This window comes from Streptomyces sp. NPDC023527 (assembly GCF_055560115.1).
Map to the genome: position 1 here is coordinate 160,845 of NZ_JBVHJJ010000004.1, position 18,964 is coordinate 179,808.

Annotated in this window: 16 protein-coding genes and 5 tRNA genes; 8 read left to right on the forward strand and 13 right to left on the reverse strand. The window is 71.1% G+C overall.

The window, feature by feature from the left end:
* Positions 1–5 precede the first annotated feature (5 nt).
* Positions 6–1,439 (reverse strand): 3-isopropylmalate dehydratase large subunit, encoded by a 1,434-nt coding sequence (gene leuC / locus ACZ303_RS09885; protein WP_467336971.1) that lies wholly within the window; start codon positions 1,437–1,439, stop codon positions 6–8.
* Positions 1,440–1,567: 128 nt separating this feature from the next.
* Between leuC and ndgR the strand changes: the two genes are divergently transcribed.
* Entirely contained in the window at positions 1,568–2,296 is a 729-nt protein-coding gene (gene ndgR / locus ACZ303_RS09890; protein ID WP_467336973.1) for an IclR family transcriptional regulator NdgR, read from the forward strand.
* Here ndgR and ACZ303_RS09895 read toward each other — a convergent pair whose 3' ends face one another.
* Positions 2,297–2,788: a DUF4188 domain-containing protein gene (locus ACZ303_RS09895; protein WP_467336975.1), complete on the reverse strand. Its 492-nt coding sequence runs from the start codon at positions 2,786–2,788 to the stop codon at positions 2,297–2,299.
* 78 nt (positions 2,789–2,866) lie between these two features.
* On the opposite strand from ACZ303_RS09895, the gene ACZ303_RS09900 reads away from it, so the two are divergent.
* Positions 2,867–3,505: a MerR family transcriptional regulator gene (locus ACZ303_RS09900; protein WP_467337447.1), complete on the forward strand. Its 639-nt coding sequence runs from the start codon at positions 2,867–2,869 to the stop codon at positions 3,503–3,505.
* A gap of 18 nt (positions 3,506–3,523) precedes the next feature.
* Here the strand turns inward: ACZ303_RS09900 and ACZ303_RS09905 are convergent, their stop codons facing one another.
* The 11 genes from ACZ303_RS09905 to ACZ303_RS09955 form a co-directional block, all read right to left on the reverse strand.
* Positions 3,524–4,501 carry an anti-sigma factor RsbA family regulatory protein gene (locus tag ACZ303_RS09905; protein ID WP_467336977.1) on the reverse strand — a complete coding sequence of 326 codons (978 nt, stop codon included), beginning with the start codon at positions 4,499–4,501 and terminating at the stop codon, positions 3,524–3,526.
* Positions 4,491–5,384 (reverse strand): MEDS domain-containing protein, encoded by an 894-nt coding sequence (locus tag ACZ303_RS09910; RefSeq protein ID WP_467336979.1) that lies wholly within the window; start codon positions 5,382–5,384, stop codon positions 4,491–4,493. The genes ACZ303_RS09905 and ACZ303_RS09910 overlap by 11 nt, the downstream gene beginning before the upstream one ends.
* Before the next feature lie 86 nt (positions 5,385–5,470).
* Positions 5,471–5,543 (reverse strand) — tRNA-Glu (locus tag ACZ303_RS09915).
* Positions 5,544–5,580: 37 nt separating this feature from the next.
* Positions 5,581–5,652 (reverse strand) — tRNA-Gln (locus ACZ303_RS09920).
* A gap of 13 nt (positions 5,653–5,665) precedes the next feature.
* Positions 5,666–5,738: transfer RNA gene (locus ACZ303_RS09925), tRNA-Glu, on the reverse strand.
* A gap of 61 nt (positions 5,739–5,799) precedes the next feature.
* A tRNA-Glu gene (locus tag ACZ303_RS09930) sits at positions 5,800–5,872 on the reverse strand.
* A 60-nt stretch (positions 5,873–5,932) separates the two neighbouring features.
* A tRNA-Gln gene (locus ACZ303_RS09935) sits at positions 5,933–6,004 on the reverse strand.
* Between the two features lie 88 nt (positions 6,005–6,092).
* On the reverse strand, positions 6,093–6,821 hold the full coding sequence (locus tag ACZ303_RS09940; protein ID WP_467336981.1) for an HAD family hydrolase: 729 nt from the start codon (positions 6,819–6,821) through the stop codon (positions 6,093–6,095).
* 90 nt (positions 6,822–6,911) lie between these two features.
* Complete coding sequence (gene gltX / locus ACZ303_RS09945) at positions 6,912–8,387, reverse strand: glutamate--tRNA ligase (RefSeq protein WP_467336982.1); 1,476 nt, start codon at positions 8,385–8,387, stop codon at positions 6,912–6,914.
* Positions 8,380–9,162 (reverse strand): fumarylacetoacetate hydrolase family protein, encoded by a 783-nt coding sequence (locus ACZ303_RS09950; RefSeq protein WP_467336984.1) that lies wholly within the window; start codon positions 9,160–9,162, stop codon positions 8,380–8,382. Before ACZ303_RS09950 ends, gltX begins: the two co-directional genes overlap by 8 nt.
* Positions 9,163–9,250: 88 nt before the next feature.
* The gene (locus ACZ303_RS09955; protein WP_467337449.1) at positions 9,251–9,442 is read right to left on the reverse strand and encodes a hypothetical protein; all 192 of its coding nucleotides are present in this window, start codon (positions 9,440–9,442) and stop codon (positions 9,251–9,253) included.
* A gap of 529 nt (positions 9,443–9,971) precedes the next feature.
* On the opposite strand from ACZ303_RS09955, the gene ACZ303_RS09960 reads away from it, so the two are divergent.
* The 6 genes from ACZ303_RS09960 (at position 9,972) to ACZ303_RS09985 (ending at position 18,898) form a co-directional block, all read left to right on the forward strand.
* Positions 9,972–13,502, forward strand: coding sequence for a sensor histidine kinase (locus ACZ303_RS09960; protein ID WP_467336986.1), 3,531 nt, complete (start codon positions 9,972–9,974; stop codon positions 13,500–13,502).
* Positions 13,503–13,511: 9 nt separating this feature from the next.
* A complete protein-coding gene (locus tag ACZ303_RS09965) occupies positions 13,512–13,925 on the forward strand; it encodes a roadblock/LC7 domain-containing protein (protein WP_170116805.1) in 414 nt (137 codons plus the stop codon).
* A gap of 103 nt (positions 13,926–14,028) precedes the next feature.
* Complete coding sequence (locus tag ACZ303_RS09970) at positions 14,029–14,439, forward strand: DUF742 domain-containing protein (RefSeq protein WP_467336988.1); 411 nt, start codon at positions 14,029–14,031, stop codon at positions 14,437–14,439.
* A complete protein-coding gene (locus ACZ303_RS09975) occupies positions 14,420–15,001 on the forward strand; it encodes a GTP-binding protein (protein ID WP_467336990.1) in 582 nt (193 codons plus the stop codon). Before ACZ303_RS09970 ends, ACZ303_RS09975 begins: the two co-directional genes overlap by 20 nt.
* Before the next feature lie 329 nt (positions 15,002–15,330).
* Positions 15,331–18,474, forward strand: coding sequence for a sensor histidine kinase (locus ACZ303_RS09980; protein WP_467336992.1), 3,144 nt, complete (start codon positions 15,331–15,333; stop codon positions 18,472–18,474).
* 10 nt (positions 18,475–18,484) lie between these two features.
* Positions 18,485–18,898, forward strand: coding sequence for a roadblock/LC7 domain-containing protein (locus ACZ303_RS09985; protein ID WP_467337452.1), 414 nt, complete (start codon positions 18,485–18,487; stop codon positions 18,896–18,898).
* Positions 18,899–18,964: the final 66 nt, after the last annotated feature.

Genomic DNA, 18,964 nt, shown 5'->3' on the forward strand with positions numbered 1-18,964 from the left:
TGTGCTCAGGCCCCCACGGGAGTACGAACGTCGGACGCGCCGGCCAGGTCGGCCGGGGAGGCCAGATGGCCCAGTACGGCGGTGGCGGCGGCGACCTGGGGCGAGACCAGGTGGGTGCGGCCGCCCTTGCCCTGCCGGCCTTCGAAGTTGCGGTTGGAGGTCGACGCGGACCTCTCCCCGGGCGCGAGTTGGTCGGGGTTCATGCCCAGACACATCGAACAGCCCGCGTGCCGCCACTCGGCGCCGGCCGCGGTGAACACCTTGTCCAGCCCCTCCTCGACGGCCTGGAGGGCCACCCGGACCGAGCCGGGGACGACCAGCATCCGGACCCCGTCGGCGACGCGACGGCCCTCGATGACCTCGGCGACCGAGCGCAGGTCCTCGATGCGGCCATTGGTGCAGGACCCCACGAAGACCGTGTCCACGCGGATGTCCTTCAACGGCTGACCAGCCGTCAATCCCATGTACTCCAGCGCCCTTTCGGCGGCGAAGCGGTCCGAGGGGTCGGCATACGAGGCCGGGTCGGGGACGGCCGCGGACAGCGGCGCGCCCTGGCCGGGGTTGGTGCCCCAGGTGACGAACGGGGAGAGCTCGGTGGCGTCGATGACGACCTCGTGGTCGAAGACGGCGTCGTCGTCGGTGCGCAGGGTGCGCCAGTACGCGACGGCGGCGTCCCAGTCGTCGCCCCGGGGGGCGTGCGGGCGGCCTTCGAGGTAGGCGAAGGTGGTCTCGTCGGGGGCGATCATGCCGGCCCGGGCGCCCGCCTCGATGGACATGTTGCAGACGGTCATCCGCGCCTCCATCGAGAGCTTCTCGATGGCGGAGCCGCGGTACTCGATGACGTAACCCTGGCCGCCGCCGGTGCCGATCCGGGCGATGACGGCGAGGATCAGGTCCTTGGCGGTGACGCCCTCGGGGAGTTCACCCTCCACGGTGACGGCCATGGTCCGGAAGGGAGCCAGCGGCAGGGTCTGGGTGGCGAGTACGTGCTCGACCTGGCTGGTGCCGATGCCGAACGCCAGCGCGCCGAAGGCGCCGTGGGTGGAGGTGTGGCTGTCGCCGCAGACGACGGTGGTGCCGGGCTGGGTCAGTCCCAGCTGCGGTCCCACCACGTGGACGACTCCCTGCTCGACATCGCCCAGCGGGTGCAGCCGCACGCCGAACTCCGCGCAGTTCTTGCGCAGTGTCTCCAGCTGGGTGCGGGAGACGGGGTCCGCGATGGGCTTGTCGATGTCGATGGTGGGGGTGTTGTGGTCCTCGGTGGCGATGGTCAGGTCGAGTCGCCGGACCGGTCGGCCGGCCTTGCGCAGGCCGTCGAAGGCCTGCGGGCTGGTGACCTCGTGGAGCAGGTGCAGATCGATGAAGAGGAGGTCGGGCTCGCCTTCGGCGCGCGTGACGACGTGGTCGTCCCAGACCTTCTCCGCGAGTGTCCGTCCCATCGCTGTCCCTCCGGCCGGCGTCGCTGCCGGACCAAGTCGTGTGCCTGTGGGGTGCTGTCCGTACAGGTTCGCGCGTCCGCCGGAAAATTGAACTTGCGTTTCACAGTGTGAGACGGGAGTATCGTTGCATGGACAACTCTGGTGGCGCCTCTAGCGGTGTGGGCGTACTCGACAAGGCGGCTCTGGTACTGAGCGCTCTGGAGTCCGGTCCGGCGACGCTGGCCGGACTGGTCACGGCGACCGGGCTCGCGCGCCCGACGGCGCACCGGCTCGCGGTGGCGCTGGAGCACCACCGCATGGTGGCGCGGGACATGCAGGGCCGTTTCATCCTCGGCCCGCGGCTGAGCGAGCTGGCGGCCGCGGCGGGCGAGGACAGACTCCTGGCCACGGCGGGGCCGGTGCTCACGCACCTGCGGGATGTGACCGGCGAGAGCGCGCAGCTCTACCGCCGCCAGGGCGACATGCGCATCTGCGTGGCGGCGGCGGAGCGGCTGTCCGGACTGCGGGACACCGTGCCGGTCGGCTCGACACTGCCCATGAAGGCCGGCTCGGCGGCGCAGGTGCTGATGGCCTGGGAGGAGCCCGAGCGGCTGCACCGCGGCCTGCAGGGCGCCCGCTTCACGGCGACCGCGCTCTCGGGCGTACGGCGCAGGGGCTGGGCCCAGTCGATCGGCGAGCGGGAGCCGGGCGTCGCCTCGGTCTCGGCGCCGGTGCGCGGCCCCTCCAACCGCGTGGTCGCCGCCGTCTCGGTCTCCGGCCCCATCGAGCGCCTGACCCGTCACCCGGGCCGGATGCACGCCCAGGCGGTCATCGACGCCGCCCTGCGGCTCAGCGAGGCCCTGCGCCGCAACGGCTGATCACGCGGCGCGGCGGTCGAGCCGCTCGGCGGCGCGCTCGCCGCGCCGGCGCACCGGCTCGGTGCCGTACGCCGCGCCGAGCCCGATCGGCGGCACGCCGCTGTAGATGGTCTCGTAGGACCCGGCCGGGACGAGGTACGTCTCGTGCCAGATCCCCACAGCGCCCCCGCCGCCCCGCGTACGCCGGTTGAACGCCGCCCACGCGGGGCGGTGCTCCTTGTCCGCGGCCGAGGCATAGGCGAGCAGCTTCTCGCGCGACTCCCAGTACTGGACGACCATGGGCGCCCGGAGCCCGGCGTTCAGCACCCGGTGACCCAGCAACCCGCTGTCCGGGTCGGCGGACAGTTCCTTGAGCATGCGCGGCATCGCGACGAGCGCGGGCAGCCAGTGGCGCACCGCCCGCCACCGGTTGACGCGCATCCCGATCAGGAAGACGACCACGTCCCCCTCGGCCTTGGCCGTGACCCGCTCGACGATCGACTCAACCCTCATGACAGACCCCCATTCCGATTGGATAGCTCCACTATCCATGCTTGGATAGTGACACTACCCAAGGAAAGGCGCAAGAGCATGCGGCTGGCGGAGTTGAGCGAGAGCAGCGGGGTGTCCACCGCCACGATCAAGTACTACCTGCGCGAGGGGCTCCTCCAGCCCGGCCGCAGGGTCTCGGCGACGCAGGCCGAGTACGGTGAGGACCACCTGCGCCGGCTGCGGCTGGTGCGGGCCCTGATCCAGATCGGCAAGGTGCCGGTGGCCACCGCCCGGGAAGTGATCGCCGCCGCCGAGGACGAGTCGCTGGACCACCACATGCGGCTGGGCGCGGCGACCCTGGCGCTGCCGATCGGCCCGGAGCCCGCCGACGACGACCCCGCCACCGAGACCGCGCGCCGGTCGGTGGCGGCACTGCTGGAGCGTCTGGGCTGGCCGTTCGAGTGCGGTCTGGACGAGCCCACGCCCGCCCGCCGCACCCTGATCGCCGCCGTCGCCGCGCTGGTGCGCCTGGGCTACCCCTGCGATGTGGAGCAATTGCTGCCGTACGGGCGGCTGGCCGAGCGGCTGGCGGTCACCGATCTCGACCTGGTGGAGCGCGAACCCACCCCGGCCGGTCAGATCGAGGCGGCCGTGGCGCTGACGGTGCTGTACGAGCCGGTGTTGCTGAGCCTGCGCAGGCTGGCGCACGCGGAGGAGTCGGCCCGCCGGTTCACGTGAGTGCTTCCCTCTCGCCCGTCACAGCCGTTCGGCGTCGCCCGGGCCGGCCAGGCGCAAGGTGATCCGGGTCGCCGGCCCCTCCGTCCGGACGTCCAGCGACTCGCCGAGGCGGCGGGCGAGCCACAGGCCGTCCTCGGCGCCCGGCGCGCCCTCGGGCGGCCCGGGCGGGCGGAAGCCCGCGAACGGCGGCAGGCGGGCACCGCCCGGCCCGGTGCTCAGCAGCTCGTACAGGACGGCGCCGGGCTCCTCCCAGGCGCTCAGTGCCACGCGCGCCCCGTCGGCGGCCAGCAGATACGCGGCGGCCTCGTGGACGGCGAGCTCGGCCAGGGCGAGCCGCTCGCCGGTCAGGCCCGCCTCGGCGGCCCGTTCCCGGACGAAGCGGCGCACGGTCGCGGGGCGGGCCGTGGGCCCCGCCACCGCCGCGGTGGGCGGCACGGGGACGGGCGCCGGCCGGGCGAGGGCGGCGTAGGAGGCGGGGTCCGTGTAGTCGGCGCAGGGGGTCGGGCGTTCGCCGTCCAGCCGCACCGGGTGGGTCGCGCAGGCCGCCGCCACGACGTCGGCCGGCACGACGCGGGTGTCGTACGGGCAGACCATCCAGACCGGCAGCTCGGCCAGCAGCACGTTGAGCCCGGACTCCATGTGCTTCCACTCGGCGACCTGGCGGGCGGATCTGCCGCCCCACACCGGCTCGGCGATCATCCGCGTCCGCCGGCCGGGCCGGGCGCGGCGGTCGTGGTAGCGCAGGAAGGCGGAGACCCGCTCGACGGGCCGGCGGCCGAAGTAGGCGGTCTCGGCGGTGTCCAGGGCGTGCGCGCCCTTGCCCAGCGCGGACCGCAGCAGATCGATGTTGGCGGCCGTCGTGGCGGCCAGGACGGGCTCGCCGGCCGCCAGCCCGGCCTCGGCGAAGGGGACCGCCATCGCGAGGAAGCTTTCGTCGCTGCCGTACAGACAGGCGTGATGCACGAAGCCGGCCGCCTGCGCGCGGTCAGCAGGCATGCGCGGCTCCCAGCCGGAGCCCCGGCGTCCGGTCCCATCCGATGAGGGTGATGACGTGCAGCAGATGGGGCGGCAGCTCGGTCAGCTCGACGGTGCAGTGGCGGGCGGCGCGCGCCCTGGCGAAGGTCATCAGCAGCCGCAGCCCCGCGAGGTCGAGGAACTCCACCCCGGACATCTCCAGACACAGGTCGCCGCGTACGGACGCGACGGACTGCAGGGCGTCCCTGAGGTGGCGGTGCGAATCGGCGTCGACCACCCCCTCGATGCGCAGACCGGCCGGGCTGTAGGTGGGGACGACGGTCAGTTCGGCCGTGCGGACGACAGGATCCACTTCGACGCTCCTGAGATGGGCCGATGCGAAGGCGTCCAAGGCCGCGGCATCGCACCGGCGGATGTCGTACTGGCACACCGCCAGCGCCTGGCCGGAGCTGAACTCGTCGGCCAGCAGGGCTTCGTAGCGCAGCAGTCGGGAGAGGTCCGGTCCGTCGCGCAGGACGGCGGACAGGTCGCCGGTGACGCGCAGGGCGCGGTAGCCCTCGCTGCGGCTGCGGTCGGCGGCCGCCCGCAGCCGGCCCAGTAACGCGGCCGGGTCCAACTTGCCGCGTTCCGGGGAGAGCTCGGCCGCTCCGATGACCTCGAGCCGGCCGTCCAGGTCGCCGGGGACGCCGGTGAGCCGGCACTGCTCCAGCAGGGCCCGCGGGCCCGGTGGTCCGTCCGCGCCGGCGAGATAGAGGATCTTGTGCTCGGCGTCGAGGCCCCCGAGCACGAAGTCCCGCAGGATCGAGGCCCGCTCCTCGTCCGACGCGAACAGCAGACACGCGTGGTCGCCGGGGCGGAGGTCACCGACGTGGACCCGGCGGTGCACGCCGTGAGGAGGGACCATGCGTGGATTATCTGCCCCGGCCACGATGTACGGAAGGCCGCATGAAAAAATGCCCCCCGCTTATGCGGGAGGCATTCTTTCCTCTGTACCCCCGACCGGATTCGAACCGGCGCTACCGCCTTGAGAGGGCGGCGTGCTAGGCCGCTACACAACGGGGGCTAGCTTTTGTTACTGCAGAGCCAATATGCTCTCTGCGCTGGGATACCAGGACTCGAACCTAGACTAAGGGAACCAGAAACCCTCGTGCTGCCAATTACACCATATCCCATGGTATTGACCAGTACCCCCGACCGGATTCGAACCGGCGCTACCGCCTTGAGAGGGCGGCGTGCTAGGCCGCTACACAACGGGGGCCCTAGCGATCCATTCGTCGTCGCCTCCAGGAATATCTGGATGGTGACGGATTCAGGATCTGTACCCCCGACCGGATTCGAACCGGCGCTACCGCCTTGAGAGGGCGGCGTGCTAGGCCGCTACACAACGGGGGCTCGCACTGCGCTTACTACTTCAGCTACTTTATCAAAAGAATTTCCGGAGAATTTCTTTTGCTGGGGTACCAGGACTCGAACCTAGACTAAGGGAACCAGAAACCCTCGTGCTGCCAATTACACCATACCCCACCAGAACTCGACCTCTTTGAAGGGGTCTTGCTCGGCTCGCTCCGTCCGCTCCGGCCTCTCGGCCCTCTCGGGCGGCGCAGGAAGAACATTACCCGAAGGTGGACGGGGCTCCAAAACCGATAACCCGCCGCAGCAGCCCGGAGAGCTCCGTGAGGCCCCCGATGCGGTGCACACCGTCCGGTACGGGCACATTCGCGGCGCCCGTACGGTCCAGCCACACCCCGCACAGGCCGGCGTCCCGGGCGCCCATCGCGTCACCGTCCAGCTGGTCGCCCACGTAGACGACTTCACCCGGCGCCAGCCGCAGCCGGGCGCAGGTGGCCAGGAACGCCTCGGCGGCGGGCTTGGCGCAGCCGAGGCGGTCCGCGCACACCACGTGCTCGAACCGCCGGTGGACCCCGAGGATGCGGAGCTTGCGCCGCTGCTGGGCCGTGGAGGCGTTGGAGAGCACCGCCTGCCGCAGGTGCGGGGCGAGGGCGTCGAGGGTCGGCACGGCGTCCGGGAAGAGGGTCCAGCAGGCCTCGTAGTGGCGTACGTAGCGGGCGAACCACTCATCGGCCTCGGAATCGGCCAGTGGGACGCCCAGGAAGGCGCGTGCGCGCTCCCGGCGATGCTCCTGGAACCCCACCTCCCCGGCGAGGAGGCGGGCCTGCTGCGCCTCCATCACGGAACGCCAGAGGCCGAGGGCCCGCTCCACGGATTCGTACCGCGAGAGCAGGCCCTCGGCCTCGAGGTGGCGCAGCACGCCGGCCCGGTCGGAGCCCGTGTGGTCGAAGAGGGTGTCGTCGACGTCCCAGAGGACGGCGCGGATCGGCATGCGTCGACCGTACGCCGTCCGGCCGGGGCCTTGGGGCTCATCCCCCGAAGAACGCCGTGCCGACCCGTACCGGGCGGTGGCTCGTGGCGCCTACGCCGTGAGCTTCGCCAGGGCCGCGTCGACGCGGGCCAGGGTGCGCTCGCGGCCGAGGATCTCCAGGGACTCGAAGAGCGGCAGGCCGACCGTGCGGCCGGTGACGGCCACGCGGACCGGCGCCTGCGCCTTGCCCAGCTTCAGACCGTGCTCCTCACCCGCGGCGAGGACGGCCGCCTTGAGGGCCTCCGCGTTCCACTCCGCGGCCTCCAGCTTGGCGCGGGCGGTGCGCAGCAGCGCGTCCGAGCCCTCCTTCATCGCCTTGGCCCAGGACGCCTCGTCGTGGGCGGGCTCGTCGAGGAAGAGGAAGTCGACGTTGGCGGTGATGTCGGAGAGCACCGTCAGCCGGGTCTGCGCGTGCGGGGCGATGGCCTCGAAGACCGCCTGGTCGAACGCCTCGGGGGCCCAGGGGGCGAACGGGGCCTTCAGCCAGGGGCCGCAGGCCTCGATGAACGCCTTCACGTCCATGCGGCGCATGTGGTCGCCGTTGATCGACTCGCACTTCTTGAGGTCGAAGCGGGCCGGGTTGGCGTTGACGTCCTTGATGTCGAACGCCGCGACCATCTCGTCCATCGTGAAGATGTCCTGGTCGGCCGAGAGGGACCAGCCGAGCAGGGAGAGGTAGTTCAGCAGGCCCTCGGGGAGGAAGCCGCGCTCCCGGTAGAGGTTCAGGGACGCCTGCGGGTCGCGCTTGGAGAGCTTCTTGTTGCCCTCGCCCATGACGTACGGGAGGTGGCCGAAGGCGGGGATGTCCTTGGCGACGCCCAGCTCGATGAGCGCCTTGTAGAGCGCGATCTGGCGCGGGGTGGAGGACAGCAGGTCCTCGCCGCGCAGGACGTGCGTGATCTCCATCAGGGCGTCGTCGACGGGGTTGACGAGGGTGTACAGCGGGGCGCCGTTGGCCCGGACGATGCCGTAGTCCGGCACGTTCTCCGGGGTGAAGGTCAGCTCGCCGCGGACCAGGTCCGTGAAGGTGATCGGCTCGTCGGGCATCCGGAAGCGGACGATCGAGGCGCGGCCCTCGGCCTCGTAGGCCGCCTGCTGCTCGGGGCTCACGACGCGGCACGTGCCGTCGTAGCCGGACGGCCTGCCGGCGGCGCGGGCGGCGTCGCGGCGGGCGTCGAGCTCCTCGGCGGTGCAGTAGCAGCGGTAGGCGTAGCCGCCGTCCAGCAGCTTCCGCGCGACGTCCTGGTAGATGTCCATGCGCTGCGACTGGCGGTACGGCGCGTGGGGGCCGCCGACCTCGGGGCCCTCGTCCCAGTCGAAGCCCAGCCAGCGCATCGAGTCCAGCAGCTGCTGGTACGACTCCTCGGAGTCACGGGCCGCGTCGGTGTCCTCGATGCGGAAGACCAGGGTGCCGCCGTGGTGGCGGGCGAACGCCCAGTTGAACAGGGCGGTGCGGACCAGACCCACATGGGGGTTGCCGGTCGGCGAGGGACAGAAACGGACGCGTACGGGAGTTGCGCTAGCCACGCTTGATCACCTTATTGGTGAGAGTGCCGATGCCTTCGATGGTGACGGCGACCTCGTCGCCGACGTTCAGGGGTCCGACCCCGGCCGGGGTGCCGGTGAGGACGACGTCGCCGGGGAGCAGCGTCATCGCCTCGGTGATGTGGACGATCAGGTCCTCGATGGAGCGGACCATGTCGCTGGTGCGGCCCAGCTGGCGCTGTTCGCCGTTGACCGTGCACATGATCCCGAGGTCGCTCGGGTCCAGCTCGGTCTCCACCCAGGGGCCCAGCGGGCAGGAGGTGTCGAAGCCCTTGGCGCGGGCCCACTGCTTCTCGCGCTCCTGGACGTCACGCGCGGTGATGTCGTTGGCGCAGGTGTAGCCGAGGATGACGTCCTTCACGCGCTCGCGCGGGACCTCGCGGCACATGCGGCCGATGACCACGGCCAGCTCGGCCTCGTGGTGCACCTCGCTGGAGAAGGAGGGGTACGCGATGGGGTCGCCGGGGCCGATGACCGCGGTGGACGGCTTGAAGAACGCGACGGGGGCGTCCGGGACCTCGTTGCCCAGCTCGGCCGCGTGCTCGGCGTAGTTGCGGCCGATGGCGACGACCTTGTTGGGCAGGACGGGCGGCAGCAGCCGCACCTTGCTCAGCGGGATCTTCTGCCCCGAGCGCTCGAACTCGGCGAAGGGGTGGCCCTTGATGATGTCGAGGACGGGGCCGCCTTCTGTGGAGGCGTCCCCTTCCACGACACCGAAGGCGACGTTGCCGTCGATGGAGAACCTGGCGATGCGCACGGGAAGCTTTTGCCCCTATCTGGTCCGGCCGGAGACTGACACCCCAGGCTATCGCGGGGGTCGCCGGCGGCCCGTGCGCCGCCTTGGGTCAGCCCTGCTGGGCCCGCTCGGCCGCGGGGGCCTGGGGCTCGGGGGCCGTCATGAGGATGGTGCGGCGCGGGTTGGCGGTGACCGCCGGCAGTTCGGCGGCGTGCACCCGGGCCTCGGCGGTGCGCAGCGTCTCGGCGTCCTCGAGGTGCGCGAGCGTCGTGCGGCGCGGGTTGGCGGTCTTGCGGACCACCTTGGCCTTGGGCTTCGCCGTCTTCGTCGTCTTCGTCGTCTGCACTTGCTGCCTCGCGGTGTCGTGGTGCGCGGTGTCGTTCTCGCGTCCTGTGTAAAGGACCAGGCTAGGCGCGCCTATCCCCAGCCGTCCGCGAGAGAAGTCATCAGTCGCTTGTGAGTTTGCTCACGAGTGGTGCGAAAAAAGCCGCATAGCGGACGGGTGTCGCGCCGCCGCGAAACGGACATCGCAGGACTGAAGCAGACGTTCCGCTCCTGATCATGGCGACTGGGACACGGGCCGGGTGCGGGGGACCCCGGGGCAACTCGTACGCTGATGCCCCAAATAAAGGCTCTGGTCCTCTACGCCCCGTGACCGTTTCCGGCACTGAGCGTCACCCCGTCCCCAGGGGTGTGCACCGGCCTTGTTGGAGATCCGGCACTGTGCTGGAATTCCACGGACCGCCAGGGGGCAACCGCGGTCCCCCCACGACTCGACACCGTCCCGCCGCTCAACCGGAGGGACGCCTGGTCCAGAGGTTGCGACGCTAGTGCAGGGACGTTTCAAGAGGGATGGCAGCGCTGCGGCGGAGCCGGAGCCGCGCGGTGCGACCGACCGCGGCACGTCCGCCGACGCGCCGACCGGCGGCGAGCCCGCCGAACGGTCGAAGTCCAAGTCCAAGGCGAAGACAAAGGGGCCGAACGGGCCGGGCTCACGAATAGCCCTGCGCAACTGGCGCATCTCCACCCGACTCGTCTCCCTGCTGGCTCTGCCCGTCGTCGCCGCGACGTCCCTCGGTGGTCTGCGTATCGCCAGCTCGCTCGAGAACGTCGATCAGCTCGACCACATGAAGCTGCTCACGGAGATGACGAGCAAGGCCACCCTGCTCGCGAGCGCGCTCCAGGAGGAGCGCGACAAGACCGCGGGGCCGCTGTCCGCCCAGAACAAGTCCGACGACCGGATCGTCTCCACCCAGCAGCGGTCCGACCGTGCCATCAAGGACTTCACCGAGGCCACCAAGGACGTCAAGCCGACCGACCAGACGATGGTCGGTGTGCAGACCACCCTGGTCGACATCACCCGGCAGCTGCGGAAGATCCAGGACGTCCGCAAGAGCGCGTACACCGACGCCGACTACATCGCGCGGACCGTCAACAACTACGACGGCCTCATCAACTCCCTGCTGTCGCTCTCGCAGGACATGGCCCAGGCCACCAGCAACAGCGAGATGATCACCAGCACCCGCGCGCTGGCCACGTTCTCCTCCGCCAAGGAGTACGCGTCCATCCAGCGCGCCGTGATCACCGCGGCGCTGGCCGCCAAGGGCGGCAGCCACCTGTCGGTCAACGACCAGCAGTACGGCAAGGAGGCGCTGGACGCGGAGAAGGAGGCGCTCAAGCGCTTCACCGCGATCCGGGCCGCCGACTCCGAGCAGCTGCTGCTGTCCCTCAACGGCGGCATCACCGACATCGCCTCGGCGGACACCTTCGCCGACCGCGTCTTCACCAAGCCCGACGGGCTCAAGAGCGGCGAGACGCTGACCTGGCTGGACTGGTCCGACCAGGCCACGCTCAAGATCAACGAGATGTCGAAGATCGAGCAGACGCTGCTCACCCAGATGGACCAGAAGGCGCTGGAGCTGCGCGACGACGCGCAGCAGGAGGCCATCCTCAACGGTGTCCTGATCATCCTGGTCCTCGGCATCTCGCTCGTCGGCGCCTTCGTCGTGGCCCGCTCCATGGTCCGCTCGCTGCGCCGGCTGCAGGACACCGCGCAGAGGGTCGCCCAGGAGCGCCTGCCCGAGCTCGTCAAGCAGCTCTCCGAGACCGACCCGCAGGACGTCGACACGTCCGTGGAGTCCGTCGGCGTGCACAGCACGGACGAGATCGGCAAGGTGGCCGCGGCCTTCGACGACGTGCACCGCGAGGCCGTCCGCCTCGCCGCCGAGCAGGCGTTGCTGCGAGGCAACGTCAACGCGATGTTCACCAACCTCTCGCGCCGCAGCCAGGGCCTCATCCAGCGTCAGCTCTCGCTCATCTCCGAGCTGGAGAGCCGCGAGGCCGACCCGGACCAGCTGTCCTCGCTGTTCAAGCTGGACCACCTCGCGACCCGTATGCGCCGTAACGGTGAGAACCTCCTCGTCCTCGCGGGTGAGGAGCCCGGCCGCCGGTGGACCCGGCCCGTGCCGCTCGTCGACGTGCTGCGTGCCGCCGCGTCCGAGGTGGAGCAGTACGAGCGCATCGAGCTCAGCGGTGTGCCGCCGACCGAGGTCGCCGGCCGCGTGGTCAACGACCTCGTGCACCTCCTCGCCGAGCTGCTGGAGAACGCGACGTCGTTCTCCTCGCCCCAGACCAAGGTCAAGGTCACCGGTCACGCGCTGCCCGACGGGCGCGTGCTGGTCGAGATCCACGACACGGGTATCGGCCTGTCGCCCGAGGACCTCGCGGCGATCAACGAACGTCTCGCGAGCCCGCCGACCGTGGACGTCTCGGTCTCGCGCCGCATGGGTCTGTTCGTGGTCGGCCGCCTGTCCCTGCGACACGGCATCCGCATCCAGCTCCGGCCGTCCGACTCGGGCGGTACGACCGCGCTCGTCATGCTGCCGGTCGACGTCGCCCAGGGCGGCAAGCGGCCGATGCCCGGTGCCACGGGTGCGCCCGCGATGGGTGCCGGCATGCCGCAGGGCGGCGCTCCCGCCGCCCCCGGTGGCAACGGCGGCCTCACTGGCGCCGCGCCGCGCCGCCAGGTGCCCGGCCCCGGTCCGCGCCCCGCGCTGCCGGGCCGTCCCGGCACGACGGACAGCGGTCTGCCGACGCGCCCGGCCCCGGCCCCCCGGTCCGGCCCGGGTGCGCCCTCGCCGTCCGGCAGCCTCTTCGACGCGTCCCCGCGCGGCGGTACGGGCTCCGACGGCCGTCCCGCGCTGCCCGCCCGCGGCAACGGCGGTCCCGCCGTCCCGCCGCCGGCGAACGAGGGCGGCGTGCGCCGCCCGAAGATGCCCAAGCGCCGTGGCAGCGCCCCCGACTCCGCCGCTCCCTCCGCCTCCCCCGCCGAGCTGCCGGGCCGCCCCGCGCCGAGCTGGGGCAACCAGCAGCCTCCGGCGGCCCCGAAGGCCCCGGCCGACGACTGGCCGATGCCCGGCAACGGCGGGCGCGCCGCGCAGGACACCCCGCGCGGCCACGAGGACTCCGAGAACACCGGCCGCTTCGCGCGCCCGTCCGCCCCGCAGGGCGGCGCCGGCGACACGTCCGAGTTCCCGGCCCTCCCGTCGCCGGAGCCGCGGAACAGCACGTCGGGTGAGTACGCCCGCCCCGACGGCCCCGGTCACACGGGCCAGTTCGAGCGTCCCGGCAGCACCTCCGGCGAGTACGCCCGCCCCGACGGCCCGGGTAACACCGGCCAGTTCGAGCGCCCGGGCAGCACGTCGGGTGAGTACGCCCGCCCCGACGGCCCCGGTCACACCGGCCAGTTCGAGCGTCCCGGCAGCACCTCCGGCGAGTACGCCCGCCCCGACGGCCCCGGCAACACCGGCCAGTTCGAGCTGCCCGCCGGTGCGGACGCCGGGGGCCAGCTGCCGCCGGCCGGTGCCGGTGACGGGCGGACGCCGCTCTTCGAGGAGCTGGAGTCCAACTGGTTCCGGGGTCCGGCCGAGGACCAGCCCGGGGCGCCGGAGCAGCCGGGCGCCTTCCCCCAGCGACTGCCGCGGCGCGAGTCGCGCGAGTCGCTCCAGGACTCTCAGGGCCCGCTGAACCCGCAGGCCGCCCCGGCCTCGCGGGCCACGCAGGACAACTGGCGGGACTCCCCCAACGACGAGCGCTGGCGCAAGGCCGAGCAGGTCCGCGAGCCGGCCGCGGGCGGCAAGACCGCCTCGGGTCTGCCGCGGCGCGTGCCGCGTGCGAACCTCGTCGAGGGCACCGCCGAGCAGCAGAACAACCTGACCGGTCCGGCGGTCTCGCGTGCGCCCGATGACGTACGCGGCCGACTGACCAACCTTCGCCGGGGTATCCAGCAGGGACGTCAGGCGGGCAACGCCTCGACCACCGGCAACCATGACCTTGGCCCCACTTACCAGCAGGAGCGTTAGTTGAGTCCGATGAGCCAGGCGGCGCAGAATCTGAACTGGTTGATCACCAACTTCGTGGCGAACACCCCGGGGGTGTCCCACACCGTGGTGGTCTCCGCCGACGGACTCCTTCTGGCGATGTCCGAAGGCTTTCCGCGCGACCGTGCCGACCAGCTGGCGGCGGTCGCCTCCGGCCTGACCTCCCTGACGGCGGGTGCTTCCCGGATCTTCGAGGGCGGCGCCGTCAACCAGACCGTGGTGGAGATGGAGCGCGGCTTCCTCTTCATCATGTCCGTCTCCGACGGATCCTCGCTGGCCGTGCTGGCGCACCCCGAGTGCGACATCGGCCTCGTGGGCTACGAGATGGCCCTCCTGGTCGACCGCGCGGGCACCGTACTGACCCCTGATCTCCGCGCGGAACTCCAGGGCAGCCTGCTGAACTGACCTACGCACACCGCAAATACCGTCCGACCGTACGGCCGAAAACCCCCCACCGGCCACCGCTCGACGGCATTATTGCCATCCTGCTGTCCCGTCCGGAGGATTCATGACCCCGCCCGCCTCGCCCGGCCCGTACGGCGCTTCTCATCACGCGTCGTACGGGAGTGAAGGCGCCGACCAGCCGCTGGTCCGCCCCTACGCCATGACGGGTGGCCGCACCCGGCCGCGCTACCAGCTCGCCATCGAGGCGCTGGTGAGCTCCACGGCCGACCCGGCGCACCTCCAGGGGCTGCTTCCCGAGCACCAGCGCATCTGCCACCTGTGCCGGGAGGTCAAGTCGGTCGCTGAGGTCTCGGCGCTGCTCAACATGCCCCTGGGCGTGGCGCGCATCCTCGTCGCGGACCTGGCGGAGGCCGGCATGGTGGCGATCCACCAGCCGGGCGGCAGCGGCGAGTCCGGCGGGACGCCGGATGTGACACTGCTCGAAAGGGTGCTCAGTGGACTTCGGAAGCTCTAGCGGAGGCGGTGGCCGTTCCACCACGTCCGCGAAGATCGTGGTGGCCGGCGGGTTCGGCGTGGGCAAGACCACGTTCGTCGGCGCGGTCTCGGAGATCAGTCCGCTGCGCACCGAAGCCGTGATGACGTCCGCGTCGGCCGGGATCGACGATCTGAGCCACGTTCAGGACAAGACCACGACGACCGTGGCGATGGATTTCGGCCGCATCACGCTCGATGACGATCTGATCCTGTACCTCTTCGGTACGCCGGGTCAGGACCGCTTCTGGTTCATGTGGGACGACCTGGTCCGCGGCGCCATCGGCGCCATCGTCCTGGTCGACACCCGTCGGCTCGCGGACTGCTTCCCGGCCGTCGACTACTTCGAGAACAGCGGCCTGCCGTTCGTCATCGCGCTCAACGGCTTCAACGGACAGCAGCCCTACGGGCCGGAAGAGGTCCGTGAGGCGCTGCAGATCGGCCCCGACACGCCGATCATCACGACGGACGCCCGGCACCGGGGCGAAACCAAGAGCGCGCTGATCACGCTGGTGGAGCACGCTCTGATGGCGCGCCTCAAATAACGTCTCGCTCTTACGCCAGTCGTTACAAATGGTTGTGGCATTGAACACGGCGCAGCGCGGAGTTCATAACGTTTCGACAAGAGAATCGACCGGACGCGACCACCCCTTGCGTTCGGTCGACTTCGCTGTGCGCACATTCCGCCCGCCATTTGCCGCCGCTCGCTCTTAATGCCCGTTTTATGTCGGGCAAATCGCTTCACTCGTCGGCCGTGCGCACTGTTTGGATTGCGCACGCATGACGTGCTGGAATTCCAGGAACTGAGCAGTAACGGCCCAGTTCGAAAAACGGCACACAACGCAGGTGCCGACGCCGAGAGGTTGTTGGTCGAGTGACGCGCAGAAAGACGGGCGCCGCACAGCAGGCGCGGGACGAGCGGGGAAACTTCACCCCGCCGTCGCGCACAGCGGTGCCGCCTTCCGACGTGCCCGAAACGCCCGCCCCGCCCGCCGGCCGCGGCGGACGGTTCTCGCCGCGCAACTGGCGGGTGCCCGTCAGACTGAACGCGATCCTGATGATCCCGGTGCTCGTGGCCCTGGTCTTCGGCGGTCTGGACGTCAAGGGCTCCGTCGACACCTGGACCGAGGCGAAGGACGCCGCGAACACGGCGCGGCTGGTCCGCGCCGCGGCCACCTACGCCCACGCCGTGATCGACGAGCGCGACCTCAGCGCCGAGCCGATGCTGAACGGCAACCGCGAGGACCCGGTCGTCAAGAAGGCCCAGGACACGACGGACGCCGCTCGCGACGCCTTCGACAAGGCCGTCAAGAGCGCCCCCGACACCGCGAGCCTGCGCCGCCGCCTGCAGCTCTTCCGCGAGGCGGAGCAGACGCTGCCGAAGCTGCGCAAGGCCGCCTACACGCCCGCTCTGGACACGGTGAAGACCGAGGACGGCTACGGCGCCATCCAGCGTCCGCTGATGGCCTTCGCCAACGAGCTGGGCCTGGGCACCGGCAGCAACTCCTACGGCCGCATGGTCTACGCGATCCAGCTGGCCAAGGCCGCCGAGTCCCTGCAGCGCGCCATCGGCACCCACCTGCTGGTGAAGCCCGCCACGAGCCCCAAGGAGCGCGAGGCGCAGGTCACCGCGTTCTCCTCGTACAACTTCCTGGAGTACATCGCCCGCGGTGAGTACGACGCGGCCGGCGGCGAGGACGACATCAGCCGTCTGAACGACGTCATGGCCACGAAGGCGAAGATCTCCGAGCAGGACAAGATCTTCGCGGCCATCGCGAGCGGCAGGACGCCCAAGCAGCTGGAGGCCGCGGGCATCACGTCGTCGGCGTGGTTCACCGCCGCCACGGCGAAGTTCGACGCCTACCGCGACGTCGAGAAGGAACTCACCGACAAGGCCGTGAGCGAGGCCGAGGCGATCTCGTCCGACGCCCAGCAGACCGCCTTCGTCAACTCCGGCATCATGATCTTCGCCCTCCTCGTCGCGTTCTTCGTGGCCGGGATGATGGCGCGCTCGATGAGCCGCAACATGCGTCACCTGCGGCGCGCCGCCTTCGACGTCGCCGAGCAGCGGCTGCCGGCCCTGGTCGACCAGCTCTCGCGCACCGACCCCGGTCGCGTCGACACCCGTATCCAGCCGATCCCGATCACCACCCGGGACGAGATCGGTGAGGTCGCCCGCGCCTTCGACCAGGTGCACCGGGAGGCCGTCCGGCTCGCCGCCGAGCAGGCGCTGCTGCGGGGCAACGTCAACGCGATCTTCACCAACCTCTCGCGCCGCAACCAGTCCCTGATCGAGGGCCAGCTGACCCTGATCACGGAGCTGGAGGAGAACGAGGCCGACCCGGACCAGCTGGAGAACCTCTTCCGCCTGGACCACCTGGCCACCCGTATGCGCCGCAACGGCGAGAACCTCCTGGTCCTCGCCGGCGAGGAGCCCGGCCGCCGCTGGGACCAGCCGGTCCCGCTGGTGGACGTGTTGCGCGCCGCCTCCTCCGAGGTGGAGGCGTACGAGCGCATCGAGCTGTCCGGCGTCCCGGACGCCGAGATCCACGGCCTGGCCGTGACCGACCTCGTGCACCTCCTCGCGGAGCTGCTGGAGAACGCCACCACGTTCTCCTCCCCGCACACCAAGGTCCGCGTCACCGCGACCCGGCTGCCCGACGGCCGCGTCATGGTCGAGATCCACGACAAGGGCATCGGCCTGACGGCCGAGGACTTCGCGGACATCAACCACCGCCTGGCCAACCCGCCGAGCGTGGACGTGGCGATCGCCCAGCGCATGGGCCTGTTCGTGGTCGGCCGGCTGGCGACCCGGCACGGTATCCGGGTCCAGCTCCGCCCGTCGGGCGAGCAGGCCGGCACCACCTCGCTGGTCATGCTGCCGGACGCGATCACGCACGGTGGCGGCGGCGAGGACGAGCAGTCCCCCGACGACTTCACGGTCTCGCGGATGGTGCCCGAGCAGCAGGCCGCCCCGATACCCCGGCTGCGCACGGCCGCCGAGCTCGGTTTCGACGACTCCCGCTACGAGGCCCGCCAGGAGAACTCCGGCGTGCCCTCGCTGGACCCGGTCGGCCGTTCGCGACTGCGTGAGGAGCGGCGTGCCGCTCTGGAGGCGCAGCAGGGCGCCGACAACCGTCCGCTGTTCCGCGACGAGGTACCCCAGCAGCAGCCCTACGAGCAGCAGCAGTACGACCAGCAGCCGTACGAGCACCGGCCCGACCAGGACACCGGCCAGCACGCCGGACCGCATGCGGGTCAGCACACCGGCCAGCACGCCGTCCCCCAGCAGGAGCAGGGGTCGTACGAGCCGCAGCAGTCGCACACCCATGCGGACGCGAGCTATCCGCAGCAGGGCTATGCGGAATCGGGCTATCCGGAACAGCGCCAGTCGTTCGACGGATTCAACGGCCCGGCCCAGCAGGGTGGCTGGCAGGATTCCGGTCCGTACCGGAACGCCGACCAGCAGGGTTACGGAGCGGAATCGGAATCCCGGCCGTCCGCTGACACGGCACAGCCGGACCGCGTAGAGTTCGACCGTCCGGGCCCCTCTTCGAGCGGCTCCCACTCGCTGACCGGGTCCGGTCTGCCGCGCCGCGCGACGCAGTGGCAGCAGTCCGAGTCAGTCGAGGAGGCCGCGGGGGCCGGCGAACCGGAGCAGCCCCAGCAGGACGTCACCCAGCAGCCGCAGGAGGGCGAACAGCCCGACTGGCGATCGGCGAACGACGAGCGCTGGCACCGCGCCGAGCAGCTCCGTGAGCCGAAAGCCGGCGGAGTGACCCCCTCCGGTCTACCGCGCCGAGTGCCCAAGGCCAATCTGATCGAGGGCACGGCAGCGCAGACCCCCCAGGGCGGCCCCCAGATCTCCCGCGCACCGGAAGACGTCCGCGGCAGGCTGAGCAACCTCCGCCGCGGCGTCCAGCAGGGGCGCAGCGCGGGCGGCGACACCGCCGCGCAAGAGCACGACCAGCACGACCAGGGCTTCGGCCCCGGCGGTACCTACGATCAGGAGCGTTAGTGTGAGCCCGATGAGCCAGGCGGCGCAGAACCTGAACTGGTTGATCACCAGTTTCGTGGACAACACCCCAGGGGTGTCCCACACCGTCGTGGTCTCCGCCGACGGACTCCTTCTGGCGATGTCCGAAGGGTTCCCGAGGGACCGCGCCGACCAGCTGGCGGCGGTCGCCTCCGGCCTGACCTCCCTGACGGCGGGTGCTTCCCGGATCTTCGAGGGCGGCGCCGTCAACCAGACCGTGGTGGAGATGGAGCGCGGCTTCCTCTTCATCATGTCCGTCTCCGACGGATCCTCGCTGGCCGTGCTGGCGCACCCCGAGTGCGACATCGGCCTCGTGGGCTACGAGATGGCTCTCCTGGTCGATCGGGCGGGCACCGTATTGACCCCCGATCTGCGCGCGGAACTGCAGGGGAGCCTTCTCAACTAGCAAAGAGGCAGTGCGTTTCGCGCCATCGCGCCATAGGGTGCGGTGGCGCGACCAGCAGCAGACAGG